Raw genomic sequence first — 16,281 nt, 5'->3', positions numbered from 1 at the left:
AATGCGCTACCATAGCGGCGATTTTTCATTGACTTGGGTAGCAAAGTGCAGACGTTAGCGCAGTTAAGAGCAGGGCAGTTACAAGGGATCACGCGTTTACAATTGGTCGAGGAGTTAACCGAGTTTCCACGGGAGATTTTTGATTTAGCCGATACCCTCGAAATCCTCGATTTATCGAATAATCAACTGAGCACTTTGCCCGAGGATTTACACCGCTTATCGCATTTAAAGATAATTTTCGCCTCGAATAATCGCTTTGAACATTTGCCTGAGGCATTAGGGCGCTGCACAAATTTAGAGATGATTGGCTTTAAGGCCAATCAAATCAAAACAGTGACTGCTGCGGCATTACCGCTGCAAACCCGCTGGCTCATCCTAACCGATAACCTCATTGAGACATTGCCTGCGGCCATGGGCGATTTACATCGTCTGCAAAAATTAGCTTTAGCGGGTAACCGTTTAACAACCTTGCCCGAGTCGATGGCCAATTGCCGCAACTTAGAGTTAGTGCGTTTATCGGCCAATCAACTCCACGCACTGCCAGCTTGGTTACTCAGTTTGCCCAAACTGACTTGGCTCGCCTTTGCGGGAAATCCATTCAGCCATACCTTAGTCGATCCCCATGCCGATGTGGCCACAGTGGCGAATGTGACTCTGGGTGATATCAAGTTGGCTGAAAAGCTTGGCGAAGGGGCTTCAGGGGGCATTTATCGAGGCCATTGGTTGAATCAAGCCATGATAGCCGCGACGGGGTCGGCGCAGATTGCGGTAAAACTCTTTAAGGGTGAAGTGACGAGCGATGGTTATCCCGCTGACGAGTTAGATTGCTGTCTCACAACGGGTGATCATCCCTGCCTTATTAAGGTCGTGGCGCATATTAGCCAAAAAGATCAATTGGGTTTAGTAATGGAACTAATTCCGCCAGGGTTTAGTAACTTAGGGCTACCACCAAGTCTTGTCACCTGCACTCGCGATACCTTTAAAGACGGTAGCCAATTTCGCCTTGATAAAGTCGCCAAAATCACACACCAGTTGGCCGATGCGATGGCGCACATGCATGCCAAACAAGTAAGCCATGGTGATGTCTACGCCCATAATATTATGGTTAATCAACAGATGAGCTTATTGTTTGGGGATTTTGGTGCGGCATCAAACTTACGCAATCTATCGACAGCAGAACGCTTAGCGATAGAAGCTATTGAAGTGCGGGCGCTTGGTTGCTTGATTGAAGATCTATTGGCCTATGTGGATGCATCTGCCTATATGAGTGCCTCGATTGGCCCTCTGTACTACACACAGTTGAGTGCGATTAAAGACGAGTGCATGCAGTTAGATGTGGCTCAGCGCCCCTGTTTTGCAGACGTGAAAAAGGCCATCGGAGCCCTGCTAAAAGGTAAATAGTGGCTTGCTAACCGGCTGGCTCTAAACTTGTTTCAAGTTTGCTGTGTTTTATGGTTGTTTGTGTGATTTAAGTGCTCACTATTAAGTTTATCGTTAAGTTATTGTTTTGTTTGGTTGTGTAACCGAGTTTTTACTGGCACTGACTGGGATTAAGCCTATAGGCTGTATACCCAAATAACCTCAAATTGCTGAAACAGGCACTTTGGGGGGACTTGGTATTAGTTTTGGGTTCAATCCGGTTTGCTGTTGTCGGATAGGATGTCCGTTGAATAGTAAGAACGATAGGTTTGCATACTATGTTTACACGAACGCTGTTTACACAAAGAGTAACTGAACGAGCACGCAGTGCATGCGATATTTCATTAAAAAGCCATCCCCATCATCTCCCAAAGGCGCCCTTATTCGCGCCTTTGCCGTTTCTACTGGCGAGTGTTTTCGCTTTAGCCCCTATGGCCGTGATGTCGGCGGACAAGGTCGACATCATCCCTGTGACGGTCGAGGCCGTTAAAGAAACGTCCTTTGCCGATGTAGTGAATGAAGTCGGTAAAATCAACGCTATCGATTCAGCCACGCTGAACTTTAATGCTAGCGAAAAAATTAGCGCGATTCATTTTAGTAACGGCGACAAAGTGACTAAAGATCAAGTGATTGCCGAGCAGGACAACATTAAAGCCAAGGCTGATTTAGACAAAGCCAAGAGCACCTTAGCACTGGCTAAAACTAAGCTGGAGCGTATCGAAGATTTACTGATTAAAGAACCCTTCGCGCTTGCTAAGCAAGATGTGGATGAGCTACGGGAAAATGTGAATCTGGCCGATGCGGATTTTCGCCAGAAACAAGCCACCATGAACGATTACCTGATCAAGGCACCCTTCGATGGTCAGTTGACCAGCTTTAGTCAGTCTATCGGCAGTCAAATTGGTGCTGGTACGGCCTTAGTCACCCTCTATAGTTTAAATCCGGTCGAAGTGCGCTATGCCATCAGTCAGAAGGATTTAGGCAAGGCGCAAAAGGGCCAAAAGGTGAATGTGACTGTTGAGGCCTATGGTAATAAGGTATTCAAAGGGTTAGTTAACTATGTTGCCCCTGCGGTAGATGAAAGCTCAGGACGGGTTGAAGTGCATGCCGCCCTTGAAAACCCTGAGTTTAAGCTTGCTCCTGGCATGTTCGCCAACATCAAGCAGTTCTATAGTCTAGGGATTAAACGTCTATTAGTGCCGCAAAATTCGATTATTGCCAATAACGATGAACGTTTTGTCTGGCTAGTGCAGGGCGATAGCGTAGTAAAGCAAGTGGTTAAACTCGCTCAAAATACGAATGACGGTTATGCCGTCGTGACTGAAGGTTTAGCCGAAGGCGATTTAGTCGTTAAAACGGGTATGCAAAACCTCAAGTCCGATAGCAAGATCAAAGTCGTGCAGGATAGAAACACTGCAGATAAAGCGGCAACATCAAGCGCTGACAAAGGTGCTGATTCAGGCTCAACTCCAAATATTGAGGTGGCTGAATAATGCGTTTACCCGAAGTCTGTATTCGTCATCCTATCTTCGCCTCCGTACTCAGTATTATGGCTGTGTTACTGGGTTTGATTGCCTTTCAAAAACTCGATATCCAATACTTCCCTGAGCATACCACCCACTCGGCATCTGTGAATGCGTCGATTGCAGGGGCGAGCGCCGATTTTATGTCGAGCAACGTGGCCGATAAGTTGATTGCTGCGGCTTCGGGCATAGATAAGGTCGATACTATGTCGACCGACTGTAGCGAGGGGCGTTGCTCATTAACGATTAAATTCAATGATGACACTAGCGATATTGAATACACCAACTTAATGAACAAGTTGCGTAGCAGCGTCGAAGGGATTAACGATTTCCCCCAGAGCATGATAGATAAGCCCACAGTCACCGACGATACCTCGGCCACAGATTCTGCCAGTAATATCATCACCTTTGTGAACGCGGGAGGCATGGAAAAGCAGGCTATGTACGACTACATTAGCCAGCAGTTAGTACCGCAACTCAAACAAGTTCAAGGCGTTGGTGCTGTTTGGGGGCCCTATGGCGGCTCACAAAAGGCGGTCAGAGTCTGGCTCAATCCTGAACAAATGAAAGCGCTGAATATTAAAGCTGCCGATGTGGTGGGCACGTTAGGCTCCTACAATGCCAGTTTTACCTCGGGTGCGATCAAAGGTAAGTCGCGGGATTTCTCGATTAACCCTTTGAATCAAGTTGAAACGCTTGAAGACGTGAAGGATCTGGTGATTAAGGTCAGCGAGGGTAAGATCATCCGTGTGTCCGATGTTGCCGATGTGGTGATGGGCGAGGAAAGTCTGTCGCCGAGTATGTTGTCTATCGGTGGACATAGTGCAATGTCATTGCAGATTTTACCGCTGAGCAACGCTAACCCAGTGACAGTGGCTTCGAACATTAAAGCCGAAATTGCACGCATGCAAAAACATTTACCCCAAGGCTTAGAAATGAACTTGGCCTACAACCAAGCTGATTTTATTGAAGCCTCCATCGACGAAGGGTTTTCTGCGTTGATTGAAGCAGTGATCTTAGTTTCGCTGATTGTGGTGTTATTTTTGGGTAGCCTGCGGGCGGCATCGATCCCCATTATTACCATTCCCGTGTGCGTGATTGGGGTGTTTGCTGTGATGTCGGCGCTCGGATTTAGTATCAATGTGTTGACTATTCTGGCGATTATTTTGGCCATTGGCCTGGTGGTGGACGATGCCATTGTGGTGGTCGAGAACTGCTATCGCCATATTGAAAACGGTGAAACGCCTTTCAATGCGGCGATTAAAGGCTGTCAGGAGATCATTTTCCCTATCATTGCCATGACATTAACGCTCGCCGCCGTGTATCTGCCGATCGGATTAATGTCAGGTTTAACCGCCGATCTGTTTCGGCAATTCTCCTTTACCTTAGCAGCGGCCGTGATGATCTCTGGCGTGGTGGCGTTAACTTTGTCGCCTATGATGAGCGCCTATCTTATCAATACCACTGAGCAACACCCTAAATGGTTTAGCCGAGTCGAGAATGCGCTGCAGCAGTTAAATCATTTGTATATCAATGAGCTGAATAAGTGGTTTTTCCGCAAGCGCTTGATGTTTGGTGTGGCTGTGGTTTTGGTGGGTCTTGCGGGTATTGCTTACTGGCAATTACCCAAAATACTCTTGCCTGCGGAGGACTCTGGCTTTATCGATGTGGCGTCTAATGGTCCTACCGGTGTCGGTCGGCAGTATCATCTCAATCACAATGCTGAGCTTAATAGCGTGATGGATGAGCATCCCGCGGTTGGGGCTAACTTGTCCTATATCGAGGGAGAGCCAGTGAACCATGTACTACTCAAACCTTGGGGTGAGCGCAGTGAGGGTATAGATGATGTGATCAGCGACTTGATTACAACATCAAAGGAAAACGTTTCTGCCTATAACATGTCGTTTAGCATTCGCTCAGCGAATAATCTTAATATTGCCAATAACTTGCGTTTAGAGCTGACGACCTTAGATCGGAATAAGGACGAACTCAGCGAAACCGCCGCCAAAGTGCAAAAATTACTCGAGGATTATCCTGGCCTGAATAACGTAGGCAACTCAGTGCTTAGGGATCAACTACGCTACGATCTGTCTATCGATCGCAACGCCATTATCCTCTCTGGTGTGAGTTATGGTGATGTCACTAATGCGCTTTCTACCTTTCTTGGCTCAGTGAAGGCGGCGGACTTACATGCTGCCGATGGTTTTACTTATCCTATTCAAGTGCAAGTAAACTTAGACAAACTGAGTGATTTTAAAGTGTTGAATAAGCTGTATGTCACTTCTGAATCTGGGCAAGCACTGCCATTATCGCAATTTGTGTCGATTAAACAGACTACGGCAGAATCTAACATTAAGACGTTTATGGGTCTTGATAGCGCTGAATTGACGGCAGATATTATGCCCGGCTATTCAACTGATGAAATCAAAACCTACTTAGATGAACAATTACCGACATTGCTTAATGATGCCCAAGGCTTTAAATACAATGGCGTGGTGAAGGATCTTATGGATTCGCAGGCGGGCACTCAGTCGCTATTCTTGCTGGCATTGGTGTTTATCTATTTGATTTTGGCTGCGCAGTTCGAAAGTTTTGTCGATCCCTTAATTATCTTACTGACAGTGCCCTTGTGTATTGTCGGTGCGTTATTGACCTTAGCCTTGTTTGGCCAGAGTGTGAATATCTATTCGCAGATCGGTTTATTAACCTTAGTGGGGCTAGTGACTAAACACGGTATCTTGCTGGTGGAGTTTGCCAATAAGCAACAAGACCAAGGTTTGAGTGCGATTGAGGCGGCGCGAAGCAGTGCCAAATCTCGTTTAAGACCGATTCTAATGACGTCTTTAACCATGATTTTAAGTGCGATTCCTTTAGCCTTGGCATCGGGACCGGGCTCGTTAGGGTTAGCTAACATAGGTTTAGTCTTAGTCGGAGGTCTGTTAGCGGGCACTTTCTTCTCGTTATTTGTAGTGCCTGTGGCCTATGTCGCTATGGCGGAATTGAAGACCAAGGATGTGCTTGCTAGACTGCGAAGTGCTTAAGTTGAGTTTTATGCGCTGGGTTTATCGAGCCTAGACTGACTGGCATGGGTTCAACTTGCCTGTAAATACGTTATGATTTAAGCCAACGGCTAAACGCGTTGGCTTAATTTTTTGTCGATAACTTAATGATCTTTGTTGTATTTAAGCGAGTGTTTAAGTGCGAGTGGATTTGCCTCATCAGCGACGGAGAGCTGGCATTATGAGTTTGTTACATTGCTTTCATAGGGCTTTTTTATATTTGGCTTGCTCGGCTGGATTGATGTTTGCCTCTCCCGTCATGGCCTCTTTTTGGGATTCTTTATTTCGTAGTGAGTTGCCCGTCGATCAAGTGACTGCACCTGTAGACAGTCCGCGTTTTGAGTTCGTCGGTGTCTTACCTGCTAATACGCAATTAGAACTTGTCGGTTATTACGTCTCATCTGTTTGTACTCGAAAGGAAATCCGTTTTCCCAGTGGTGATATTGCTAATCCCTACCGCGCGACATTAGAAGAAACCTCAGTGCTGCGGCAAGTGATTAGCAGTGGTAGCAAAGCGAGTGAGTTTTCGCTGCCCTTAGCTTTGAATGGTGGCGGCGATTGTCAGTGGCGGCTTGAGGATTTAATGCTCGATGTGACAATACTGCCGAACCATCCGTTGTGGCAAAGGGCTAAAGTACTTAAACAACAATACCTTGCTAAGTTGCAGCGCACTTCTGTTGTGGATGCGGCACAAGTTGCTAGCCAAACTACGTTGCCGACTCAAGTGTCACCCCACGATGATTTTTATTTAAGTCATGAACTTAATATTGATCCTATTTATGCGGGTAGCGAGGCGGATAATTCGTTGCTTGCGACTACGCCTTTATCTTTAGCGCCAGTTTACTATCCAGTATTTATTCATTCTCCTAAGGAAGACAAACCATTCGAGGCTAGGCTGAAAAGCAGTTTGCAGCAAATTTCTAGCCTATGGGCTAGTCCTTATACTCAAGCGATTCGCCGCGGTGATGAGGCTGTGATGCGGGTGAATTTTAATCCACAGATTGCCGAACAGTATGAGGTCAATGTTTGGTATCAGCCTGATACGGTTGAGGTGAATTATCCCGATGGTACTCAATATACTTATGCTAACGGTGATGTGAAATTGTATGCCTATGGTAAACCTGAATCACAAATTAATACCTTAGCTCAAAGTGCCAAGGCCGAAGATAAGCGCTTCTTGGCACGTATCTATGAGCTTGGGTACGCCTTACCCAAGGATAAAATTAAGGCACAGAAATATTACCGTGAAGCCGCTGAAGCTGGCGATATTGAGGCGCTGCATTGGATGCGAGATCAAGCGGGTTACGCGGGGCGTGCCGATGAAAAGATCTATTGGCTGGAGCGCGCCGCGAGCTTTGGCGATAACGCGGCAAAGCTTGAGTTAATCCGTTTACCTTTATCGGTTATTGAGCGTGGCTTGGTTAATACAGGTGCGGATAAGGTCCGTGAAATGCAAGCATGGCAGCAGTTAAATCAGCTAGTTGAGCAAGGGTTGCCTGAGGCAAGAAGTCTGATGGCGTTTTATCAAGTGTTATCTTGCTCCCCTTACTTTAATGCCACAACGGCATTGGAAAATTATCGCCAAAGCGTTAAAGCTCAACCTGATTTAGCGCGAGATGCTGCCGAAACCTATTACTACTTTAAAGAGGATTTTGAGCAGAGCGAGGAGTTTTGGATCATTGCCGCCGAGCGAGATCTTTACGCCGCCGCTGAACTTGCCAATATCCTGTTATTGGAACCCTATAGAGATACGGTTAACGCGAGATACTGGTTAGAAAAAGTGACAACTTTGGGTGCCAAACAAGGCTTGCAGGCGGATATTCTAGGCAATGCTTACTTCCAGTTCGCAACGCTGTTAGATAAAGGCGAGGGTGGACCGGCCGATGCTAAAGCAGCGTTAACGCTTTATCAGCAGAGCATTGAAATGGCAGAGCGGTTTTCAAACGACTATGCAGTAAGGGCCAAGGAGAGAGTGCAAGTGCTCGAAGGGATGCGCTAATAACGTATTGTCGCTAAAGACTCTATGACGTCAGTGCTGCTTATTCAGCTTATCTTCAATAAAAATCCCTGCCGAAGCAGGGATTTTGTTATTTATTCAAATGCTTGATTTATGCGTAATGGCTAAAACTGCTTATTTAAGCAATGCGAGTCATCAAACTAGCGTAAATCAACCTGCAGTGCGACACCTGAACTCTGGGGTTCACTTTGCACTGTGATGTAATACCACCCCACGTTTGGCGCATTGACTGTGATGCTTTCCCGCGTGTTGGCGGGTGTCACAGAGGCTGCATCGAAGTGTTGAGCATTCGCCCAAGTCGTCCCCGAAAACAGGCTAACATCACCACTGCCGTGGGCGGAGTTGATGCTTAGCTGATTCGTTCCCTCTGGTACCCAAAGGTAATAATCGTTGCGCCCATCGGCGGTGCAAATGGCTTTGCCAGCACTGAGCTCACCATAACTTAAGGGTGATTGCGTCGCGCAGGCGTTGGCAATGAGCACCGGATCGGGTGTGTTACCCGTGCCTGTGCTTAAGGTCAGTGTTACGCCGCTAAACTCAGTGGCAGTATCAATCGTGATATAACGCCAGCCACGATTGGCGCTGAAGCTAAGCGATTCTTGATTTCCTGCTTTAGCACTCTTTGCATCGGCATTATCTGCGTCGGCCCACTGACTGGCATTGAAGTAAATATTGGCATCCCCAGCGCCGCCCTTAGTGGTGACAGTGAACTGGGTATTATCTTCCTCAACCCAGAAGTAGAAGCTGTTACGCCCGCCACTGATGCACTCATTTTTGCCTAGGGTGAGCTTACCGTAATCTAAGGTCGCTGCGCCGCAATTGGCTGGTGGCTCAGGATCCACACCGCCATCCCCCAGATCGGGGTCGATATCAGCAAATAGCTCAGTGGTGCTGACTTGCATATCGACGCCGCCAAAATCCCCCGATAAGGTAATGTAGTGCCAATACTCGTTAGGGTTTAACTGCACCTTAATCACTTGATAATTACCATTACCGATACCAGCCCCTTGGTTTTGCTCAGGGCTTGCCCAGCCTCTAGAATCGAAATAAATGTCGGCATCTCCCCAACCACCGCCAATCTTGATCCAAAGCTCTTGGGCTGTGCGATCGGTATTGGTGAAGCTGAAACTGGCGCGGCCGAGTTTTGAATCGATACATTCCATTGGCACATCAATTTTCAGGCTGGCCGATTCAGTGTAACGGTAGGCTTCGTTCGTCACTTGGCAAGGTGAGTAATCCTTACTGATAGTGCCCGCTGGTCCTGTCCAGTTGCCTTCGCGGCCACTGGGCTCAGCGTCGACATCACTCGGGCCCTTATCGACTATGCCATCGTCAGCCGTGCTTAAACCACTGGCGAGCCAACCCTGCCATTCGTTATCGTAACGTGTGCCGATATTATCCATAAAGGCTTGATATTCTGCATATTGATCGTTGCGTAGGTAGGCCAGAATCTGTCTCACATCGTCCCTGTGGTGTTCAAACATGAAACGCACCGCTAGATAACCCCAGCGATAGATGCGGTCTTGGCCAGATTCATAGTTGTTTTTGAATATGGTCGATAACATATACTCACCAGTTTCGCCCATGGCAATGGCCGCAGGGTTTGCGTCACGGTAAGAGATGTATTCCGCTAGGCCTTCAATCCACCAAATGGTATTGGCCGAAGTGCCACGACTAAAGTCACCAAACAGGTTATAGCGTCCATCGAGGTAGTGTACGTATTCGTGTTGCAGGTTCCAGACGTGGAAATCTGGCGTGCGCCATTCGGCTTCATAGGCGATAAAACGTGCCTGATTTTTGAGTCCAGCGGGCGAACCTTCTAAATACATGCCGCCATTGTCGGTACTGATACCAAAGATACTGTTGGCTAAGGATTTATACTCAGACGAACTGCCGAAGATCACTAGCTCTAAGTCATCGTTGTTATCCTGCCCCACGGGTTGCATGCCCGTTTCGAGTTTACTGTGGAAATAACTTTCTTGGCTGGTCAGCACATCACAGGCCCATTTGGCTTGATCTTGATAGAGATCTTGGGCGCGGATCTTGAGACTGTCGGAGCATTTCCAATTAAAAGGTAAAGCATCGGCTTCTAACTGCGCCTTAAAACCACAGATATTGTAATCGTTACAATGGCTGCGATCGTAATAGTCGGCCATTTCTGCCGCCGCGTACCAAAGCACTTTGCTCGGTTCGGTTTTGCTGGTGCTGCTGAGGATGTTTTTGACCAGCTGGGTCACTCGTGGGCGCATGGCATCAATGTAATACAGTCTAGATAACTCTTTAACTGAGTTGACCAAAAGGTACTCTGCATTGGTGCCTAACAAGTCGCGATGTTCGAGTTGGAAGTTATTTAGCGCATCTAAAATACCTTGGTCACGCGCGAACAGCGCCTGCATGTCATCATTCCATTGGGCACGGAATAAGGTGGTAAACACTGAGTTGGCTGCGGCGTTCATGGCGAAACTGGCTTGCCAATTAGCATCATAGTCCGTAAGCACTTTAATAGTGACATGATTAAACTCGGCGCCGAGCTCGGCTGAGTCAATCAGGATTAAGGCTTCTTTCAACACGCCAGCATTAGCATCGGAGACAGTCCAAATTGCAGCGTTCGCAAATAAAGCATTAAGGGCAGATTTTAAGCTGACCTTAGCAGCATTGCTGTAAGCAGGCACATCATTTGGGCTGTAAAACTGCACATAAAGGGCGGCACGAATAAAGTAAATATGGGACTCAAGATGCTGAATATCGACCCCAGTGTAGTCCTTTGCTTTAGTGGCAATGGCGTTGGCCACACTGATCACATTGGCCTCGCTAAATAGTGCGGTCGCGCTACTGCCTTTGAGGCTATAGAGTTTACCGACACATTCGGGCGTAGATTGGCTCAGTTCATTGACTAGTGCCTGACCTGATTTCCCAACAAAGTCACTGCAGTCGCTGACTTGCATCGCGGCGCTACGATTCTGCAACTTAAGTGGGGGTTGCTCCGAGACCTCTATCTGACGTTTCTGGCGTGAATGAATCTTAGGCTGCTCTGTCATCGTCGGATCATTAGGGGATGCCATCAATGGCGTCTCCCGTAGCAGTGGTCTATGTGATTCAATTAAGCTAATCGGTGCAGAGGGCGGTGGCGGGACGGGTTGAGCTGGTGAACTGTTGTTGCCTAATGGGGGGCTTGCATGGGTGTTATGGGCAAGAACGGGAGTTGCAATCGCTAAGCTAATTGCTGCGAAGAGTAGTGTGTTTTTCATTGTGTATCCGTAGTTATCTAGTCTGCAAAGCAGATCTTCCTTGGGCGTTATTTGATGCATTTAACACAGACTTGCATCAAACCTCATTGGATTATTTGCGTGATAACAATAGCGCGACAAACATCGCAGCCAGCAAATAATGCCTCAGAATAATGGCTGTAAGTTTTTAATATATCTAGTATTTGTCATAATATTTTTTTGATACATCTTTTCTGTTCAGCTTAGGTTCAGCTTAGGTTCAGCTTAGGTTCAGCTTAGGTTCAGCTTAGGTTCAGCTTTCAGTTCAAATGGTTAACTTCAGCCGCTTGATTGAGTGTGATGGAATATAGAATGGAATAACTGTGGCTATTTGGCTTGAAATTGCGCTAGCTTAGCCGCATTAAGGTTTAGCAAACGAACCGTTTAAGCATAGCAATCTGCTATTAGGTTGGTGCCATTCTCACAGGAGCTTTTATGTCAGCTTTACCAAGCGAGTACACCCATATTCATGTTGAGCAACCTGGTGCGCCCGAGGTGATGCGGCTATCGCGCTCACCTTTGCCTGTCCCTGCGGCGGGGCAAGTGTTGATCCGCGTACATGCAGCAGGAGTGAATGGCCCCGATGTTAAACAAAGGGTGGGCGCGTATCCCCCGCCACCGGGTGCATCACCGATTATTGGTCTTGAGGTTGCTGGGGATATTTGTGCCCTCGGTGACGGCGTGAGCCAATGGCAAGTTGGCGATAAGGTATGTGCCTTAGTGCCGGGCGGCGGTTATGGCGAGTATGTGCTCACCTATGCTGCCCATTGTTTGCCTATTCCAACGGGCTTTAGTTATGTGCAGGCAGCTGCGCTGCCAGAAACCTTCTTCACCGTATGGGGCAACCTGTTTATGCGTGCGGGACTCAAAGCGGGCGAGACGGTACTGATCCACGGTGGCTCAGGTGGCATTGGTAGTACGGCTATTCAGTTGGCCAGTGCGCTGGGTTCAAAAGTAATAGCGACGACGGGACAGGATGAAAAACGCGATTATTGCTTGAGTCTTGGCGCCGCTGAAGTCATCAACTATCGTACTCAAAACTTTGTTGAACCTGTGATGGCACTCACTCAAGATAAGGGCGTAAACGTGGTATTTGATATTGCGGGTGGCGATTTTATCAATCTCGACTTACAAGCCTTAGCGATGGACGGGCGTATGGTGTCGGTAGCCATGCAACGGGGGCCTAAAGCCGAGGTTGAGATTTTCCGCCTGATGGCAAAACGTATCATGTGGACAGGGTCGACCCTAAGACCGCAGAGCGTGGAGGCCAAAGCCGCCATTGCTGCTGAATTATTGGAGAAAGTTTGGCCGTTGTTAAACGCCCATAAAATTGTCCCCAATATTTTTGCAACCTTTCCATTAGCACAGGCCGCTAAAGCCCATGCTTTGATGGAGTCGGGTGAGCACAGGGGCAAAGTAATATTGACTGTCGTTTGAGCTAGGCATACTGGATTTTGCAGCGACATATTTGCTTTAAGTCGCTGCCATTCGAGTCAATCTAGAAGACATTCTGACATCATAGTGGCTTAGTCATTGTTCGGTAAATATGAGTTTGTAGCGCTGTAATTAAATCTTCATGGATAACCTTGATGGTTAACTTTACAGCAACCTCGAATTGTTAACGTTGATGACTCATCAAACACCATAGATATGATTGCTTTTTCTTGGGAATAAAACTTGCCGCGTCGATTTTTTAGACTAAAGTCGTTAATGATTAAACTTTTTGGGTACTTTGGCAGAAATTAATACGTAATTAGTGAAAATTTCATGGTATGAGGCATTGATTATCGGAAATATTCTGTAAAAATACCCAGTTGAAAACGTCAGAGACTTTCAGGCGCTATTCGTGGATCAAAGCAAGCGATGCTTCGCTTATTCAGGCTAAAAAACTCATGGTGTATGTGTTGATTTAAGGGTATTAGCATATATGTATAACACAGCAAAGAAACAGGTTTGGTATGGTGAGCTGAGAACATCGAAAGGCAACGCGATTGTCGTCCATGACAACCAGCTGCCCGATGCCTCCCCAGGACGTATCTACCTATACAATACCGATCGCGATGCGATCATTGAGTATGTGGAAGATATAGTCAAAGTGAACCTATACGACTTAGATGAGGCTGCGTTAAAAGCTGCTGAGGCTAAGTTTGGTGGTGCATGGAAGGCGGCAAGATCTCAATTTATGAGTAAACATCAAGCTCGCATTGACTTGAACAACGTGAAGGAAACTGCGCCTGTACGTAAGGCGAAGCCTGAAGTTGAACCAGAAGTCGAATCTGATGCCGTTGGCGTGGATTTTGACGATGATTGGGGCGATGATTTTGATGATTAACACAGTGTCGGCCTAAGGGCTAACACTGTGAGTGTAAGGAATAAAGTAGTGTTTATTTTATTCCTTATCGCTTTATTTATTCCTTTCTGCTAAATCGTGCTTTTCCTCGTTTTCTCAATTTTTATTGCGAATGGTTACGCATCGGCATCGAACTGATAACGACTGATGTGGTGATAAACCTTGCCTGGCATTAACCAAACGTCATCACCAAAGCGCTCGCCTTGGTTCGGTGAGTCTGGCAGCATCTGCGGCTCTAAACACACGGCATGATGTTGATTTAATACCAGTTGATTGCGACCTACAGTGCCATTTAAAAAATTAGCACAGTACAGCTGCACACTCGGTTGATTAGTATAAACCGTCATAGCACGACCGCTGATGGGACTGCTTAAACTACCAAAACGGGCGAGTGAGCCATCGGGGTTATTCATCATATAACAGTGATCATAACCGCGAGTGCTTGCGAGTTCAGCGGCATGCAGCTTGTCACCTAAGCGTATTGGTTGACTTAAATCGAAAATCGACCCTGTCGTCTGGGCAATACCTGTGGGAACACTGACATCGTTCATGGTCAGATAGCGCTTGGCATCGATTTGCATCAGATGCTTGTGATTGGTCTCTGAACCATCAAGGTTAAAATAACTGTGCTGGGTGAGGCTTACGGGACAGGCTTTATCGACGGAGGCTAAGATTTCTACGTACAAATTATTGCCTGCGAGGCGGTAATCTAGCTGAACCGTGCAATTACCGGGGAAGCCCATGTCGCCATCTGGGCTCATTAAGGTCAAACGCACACCATCGGGGAGTTGACCTAGTTGCCAGTTTTTACGATTAAAACCCTCACGGCCGCCGTGTAAACAGTTAGTCGCTTGGTTTACATCTAATTGATAATCATGACCTTGATAGTGCATTTTGCCGTTAGCGATGCGATTTGCAAAGCGGCCTGCAATGGCACCTAAATGAGCCGATTGGGTCAAGTAATCTTCAGCGCTATCACAACCTAAGACGATATTGGCACGTTCGCCATGTTTATCTGGGGTCCACAGAGCGCGGATAATACCGCCTAAGCTGATGACTTCTAATGCGAGTATGCCATTGTCGATCCGAACCCGTTCGATTTCACCGCCGCGGGGATCGGTCCAAGGATCCAAAACACTGAAACGTACCATTTAGCTTCCCTCTGTGTTGAATATGCTCACTGCTTATTGTGTTAAATGAGTATGTTAACCCTATTATTTGCCATCAACAGCATAAAGTTCAGTGATGAATTCGTATGTTATCGACGGCGTAGTCACTCTATTCGGTTGTCTTTTGTTTTAGTGCGGCTAAGTGCTTGTTCTAGCAAATTGCCTGTTCTGGCTAGTTATCTATGCGCCCTGCGCCAGCGCTGGCGGAACATAAATACACTGTGGCATCGATGGCGGTTTTTTCGAAGAATTCATGTTCAACGGCGGCAACAACAGCGTCAGTCAGTTCATGGTCGACTAAGGCGACCACGCAGCCGTCGGTCATGCGGATGCCACCACGTTCGCCGATCACTTGGCTGACAATTTCAACTAAAGTATCAAATTCGGGCAGTGTGACTTCAAAATCATCACGCAGTGAAGCATGGGATTCAGCCATTAAACGACTGAATTTTTGGATGTTATTTTGCTCTAAGGCGCGAGCAGCATTTTGAGTTCTTTGGTTCTCAGTGACTACGTGTTTCGCTCGGCGGTATAGCACTTCATCTAAATCGGCCTTTGCACTTTCTAATTGGCGTAAATCGAGGTGACGCAGTGCATCTAAGCCAAAGTACTCTGCCGCTTGTGCACACTCAGTGCGACGTTGCTCATTGGTCGCGGCTAAGCGTTGTTTCTCGATATGGGCATCTATGATGATAAGGCTTAGGTTTTCTGGAATGGGAATGGCTTCGCTATCGAGATCTAAGCAGTCAATCAGGAGTGCATGGTCTTGTTCACCCATGGCGCTGCACATTTGATCCATGATGCCACAGGCCGACTCAACATACCTGTGCTCGCCGCGCTGTGCGAGTTGCGCCACTGCCATTGGGGATAAATGCAGTTGGCTGGTATCACTAATGGCTGTACCGAAGGCGACAACGAGTGCACCTGAAGATGAAAGACCTGCGGCAAGTGGTACATCGCCCACAATGGCTAAGTCTAAGCCCTTGGCTAATAAGCCAGTTTGCGCCATAGCCGCAGTAAAACCTTTGAGGTAATTCACCCAGCCATCTTGCGGGTCCATGTCGTTTTCTTGGCCGAAAACCCACTCTTTAATTTGTCCGGGAAACGCATCGGCGACGGCTCGAAACTTAGTGTCGTCACGGCGTTTTACCGCAATGACTGTATGAAAATTAATGGCTGCCGGGAGTACAAAACCGTCGTTGTAATCCGTGTATTCACCGATCAGATTGACGCGCCCTGGGGCTTGATATAAATCATCGGCTTTAGTGCCAAAGGTTTGGACAAATAACTTAGTGGCGCGTTGCGCAGGGTTTGACATGCTGTAAAAAATTCCAAAAAGCTGAGCTAATTTCGTTACCGTCATCGATTTATATCACGACTGAGTCAGTGATGTAACTGAGATTTTTTGCTGAAATGGCGATAGGCTGCAATGAGTAAATCGATACTGGGATGAGGAGGCAAAATAGCGTATTGAGTGT

At 47.1% G+C, this 16,281-nt stretch carries 9 protein-coding genes; 6 read left to right on the top strand and 3 right to left on the bottom strand.

Annotation, left to right across the window (positions count from 1 at the left end):
- Nucleotides 1-45 precede the first annotated feature (45 nt).
- From L5M49_RS09620 to L5M49_RS09605, 4 genes are all read left to right on the top strand, one after another.
- On the top strand, nucleotides 46-1,401 hold the full coding sequence (locus L5M49_RS09620; protein WP_263265934.1) for a leucine-rich repeat-containing protein kinase family protein: 1,356 nt from the start codon (nucleotides 46-48) through the stop codon (nucleotides 1,399-1,401).
- A gap of 296 nt (nucleotides 1,402-1,697) precedes the next feature.
- Complete coding sequence (locus L5M49_RS09615; RefSeq protein WP_263265933.1) at nucleotides 1,698-2,912, top strand: efflux RND transporter periplasmic adaptor subunit; 1,215 nt, start codon at nucleotides 1,698-1,700, stop codon at nucleotides 2,910-2,912.
- Nucleotides 2,912-5,983, top strand: coding sequence for an efflux RND transporter permease subunit (locus tag L5M49_RS09610; protein WP_263265932.1), 3,072 nt, complete (start codon nucleotides 2,912-2,914; stop codon nucleotides 5,981-5,983). The genes L5M49_RS09615 and L5M49_RS09610 overlap by 1 nt, the downstream gene beginning before the upstream one ends.
- Nucleotides 5,984-6,182: 199 nt before the next feature.
- Nucleotides 6,183-8,000, top strand: a complete 1,818-nt coding sequence (locus L5M49_RS09605) for a sel1 repeat family protein (protein WP_317630118.1) — start codon at nucleotides 6,183-6,185, stop codon at nucleotides 7,998-8,000.
- 158 nt (nucleotides 8,001-8,158) lie between these two features.
- On the opposite strand, the gene L5M49_RS09600 is transcribed toward L5M49_RS09605, so the two are convergent.
- Entirely contained in the window at nucleotides 8,159-11,266 is a 3,108-nt protein-coding gene (locus tag L5M49_RS09600; RefSeq protein ID WP_263265930.1) for a M9 family metallopeptidase, read from the bottom strand.
- A gap of 453 nt (nucleotides 11,267-11,719) precedes the next feature.
- On the opposite strand from L5M49_RS09600, the gene L5M49_RS09595 reads away from it, so the two are divergent.
- Together L5M49_RS09595 and L5M49_RS09590 are read left to right on the top strand one after the other, a co-directional pair.
- Nucleotides 11,720-12,721: an NAD(P)H-quinone oxidoreductase gene (locus L5M49_RS09595; protein WP_263265929.1), complete on the top strand. Its 1,002-nt coding sequence runs from the start codon at nucleotides 11,720-11,722 to the stop codon at nucleotides 12,719-12,721.
- 490 nt (nucleotides 12,722-13,211) lie between these two features.
- The gene (locus L5M49_RS09590) at nucleotides 13,212-13,616 is read left to right on the top strand and encodes a hypothetical protein (RefSeq protein ID WP_105251357.1); all 405 of its coding nucleotides are present in this window, start codon (nucleotides 13,212-13,214) and stop codon (nucleotides 13,614-13,616) included.
- A gap of 134 nt (nucleotides 13,617-13,750) precedes the next feature.
- On the opposite strand, the gene L5M49_RS09585 is transcribed toward L5M49_RS09590, so the two are convergent.
- Together L5M49_RS09585 and galK are read right to left on the bottom strand one after the other, a co-directional pair.
- Entirely contained in the window at nucleotides 13,751-14,785 is a 1,035-nt protein-coding gene (locus L5M49_RS09585; protein WP_263265928.1) for an aldose epimerase family protein, read from the bottom strand.
- Between the two features lie 190 nt (nucleotides 14,786-14,975).
- Entirely contained in the window at nucleotides 14,976-16,121 is a 1,146-nt protein-coding gene (gene galK / locus L5M49_RS09580) for a galactokinase (RefSeq protein ID WP_028761840.1), read from the bottom strand.
- Nucleotides 16,122-16,281 lie beyond the last annotated feature (160 nt).

The sequence above is a fragment of the Shewanella sp. SM74 genome (genome assembly GCF_025653725.1).
Classification (GTDB): domain Bacteria; phylum Pseudomonadota; class Gammaproteobacteria; order Enterobacterales; family Shewanellaceae; genus Shewanella; species Shewanella oncorhynchi.
This window is presented reverse-complemented; position numbering and strand designations above follow the sequence as displayed.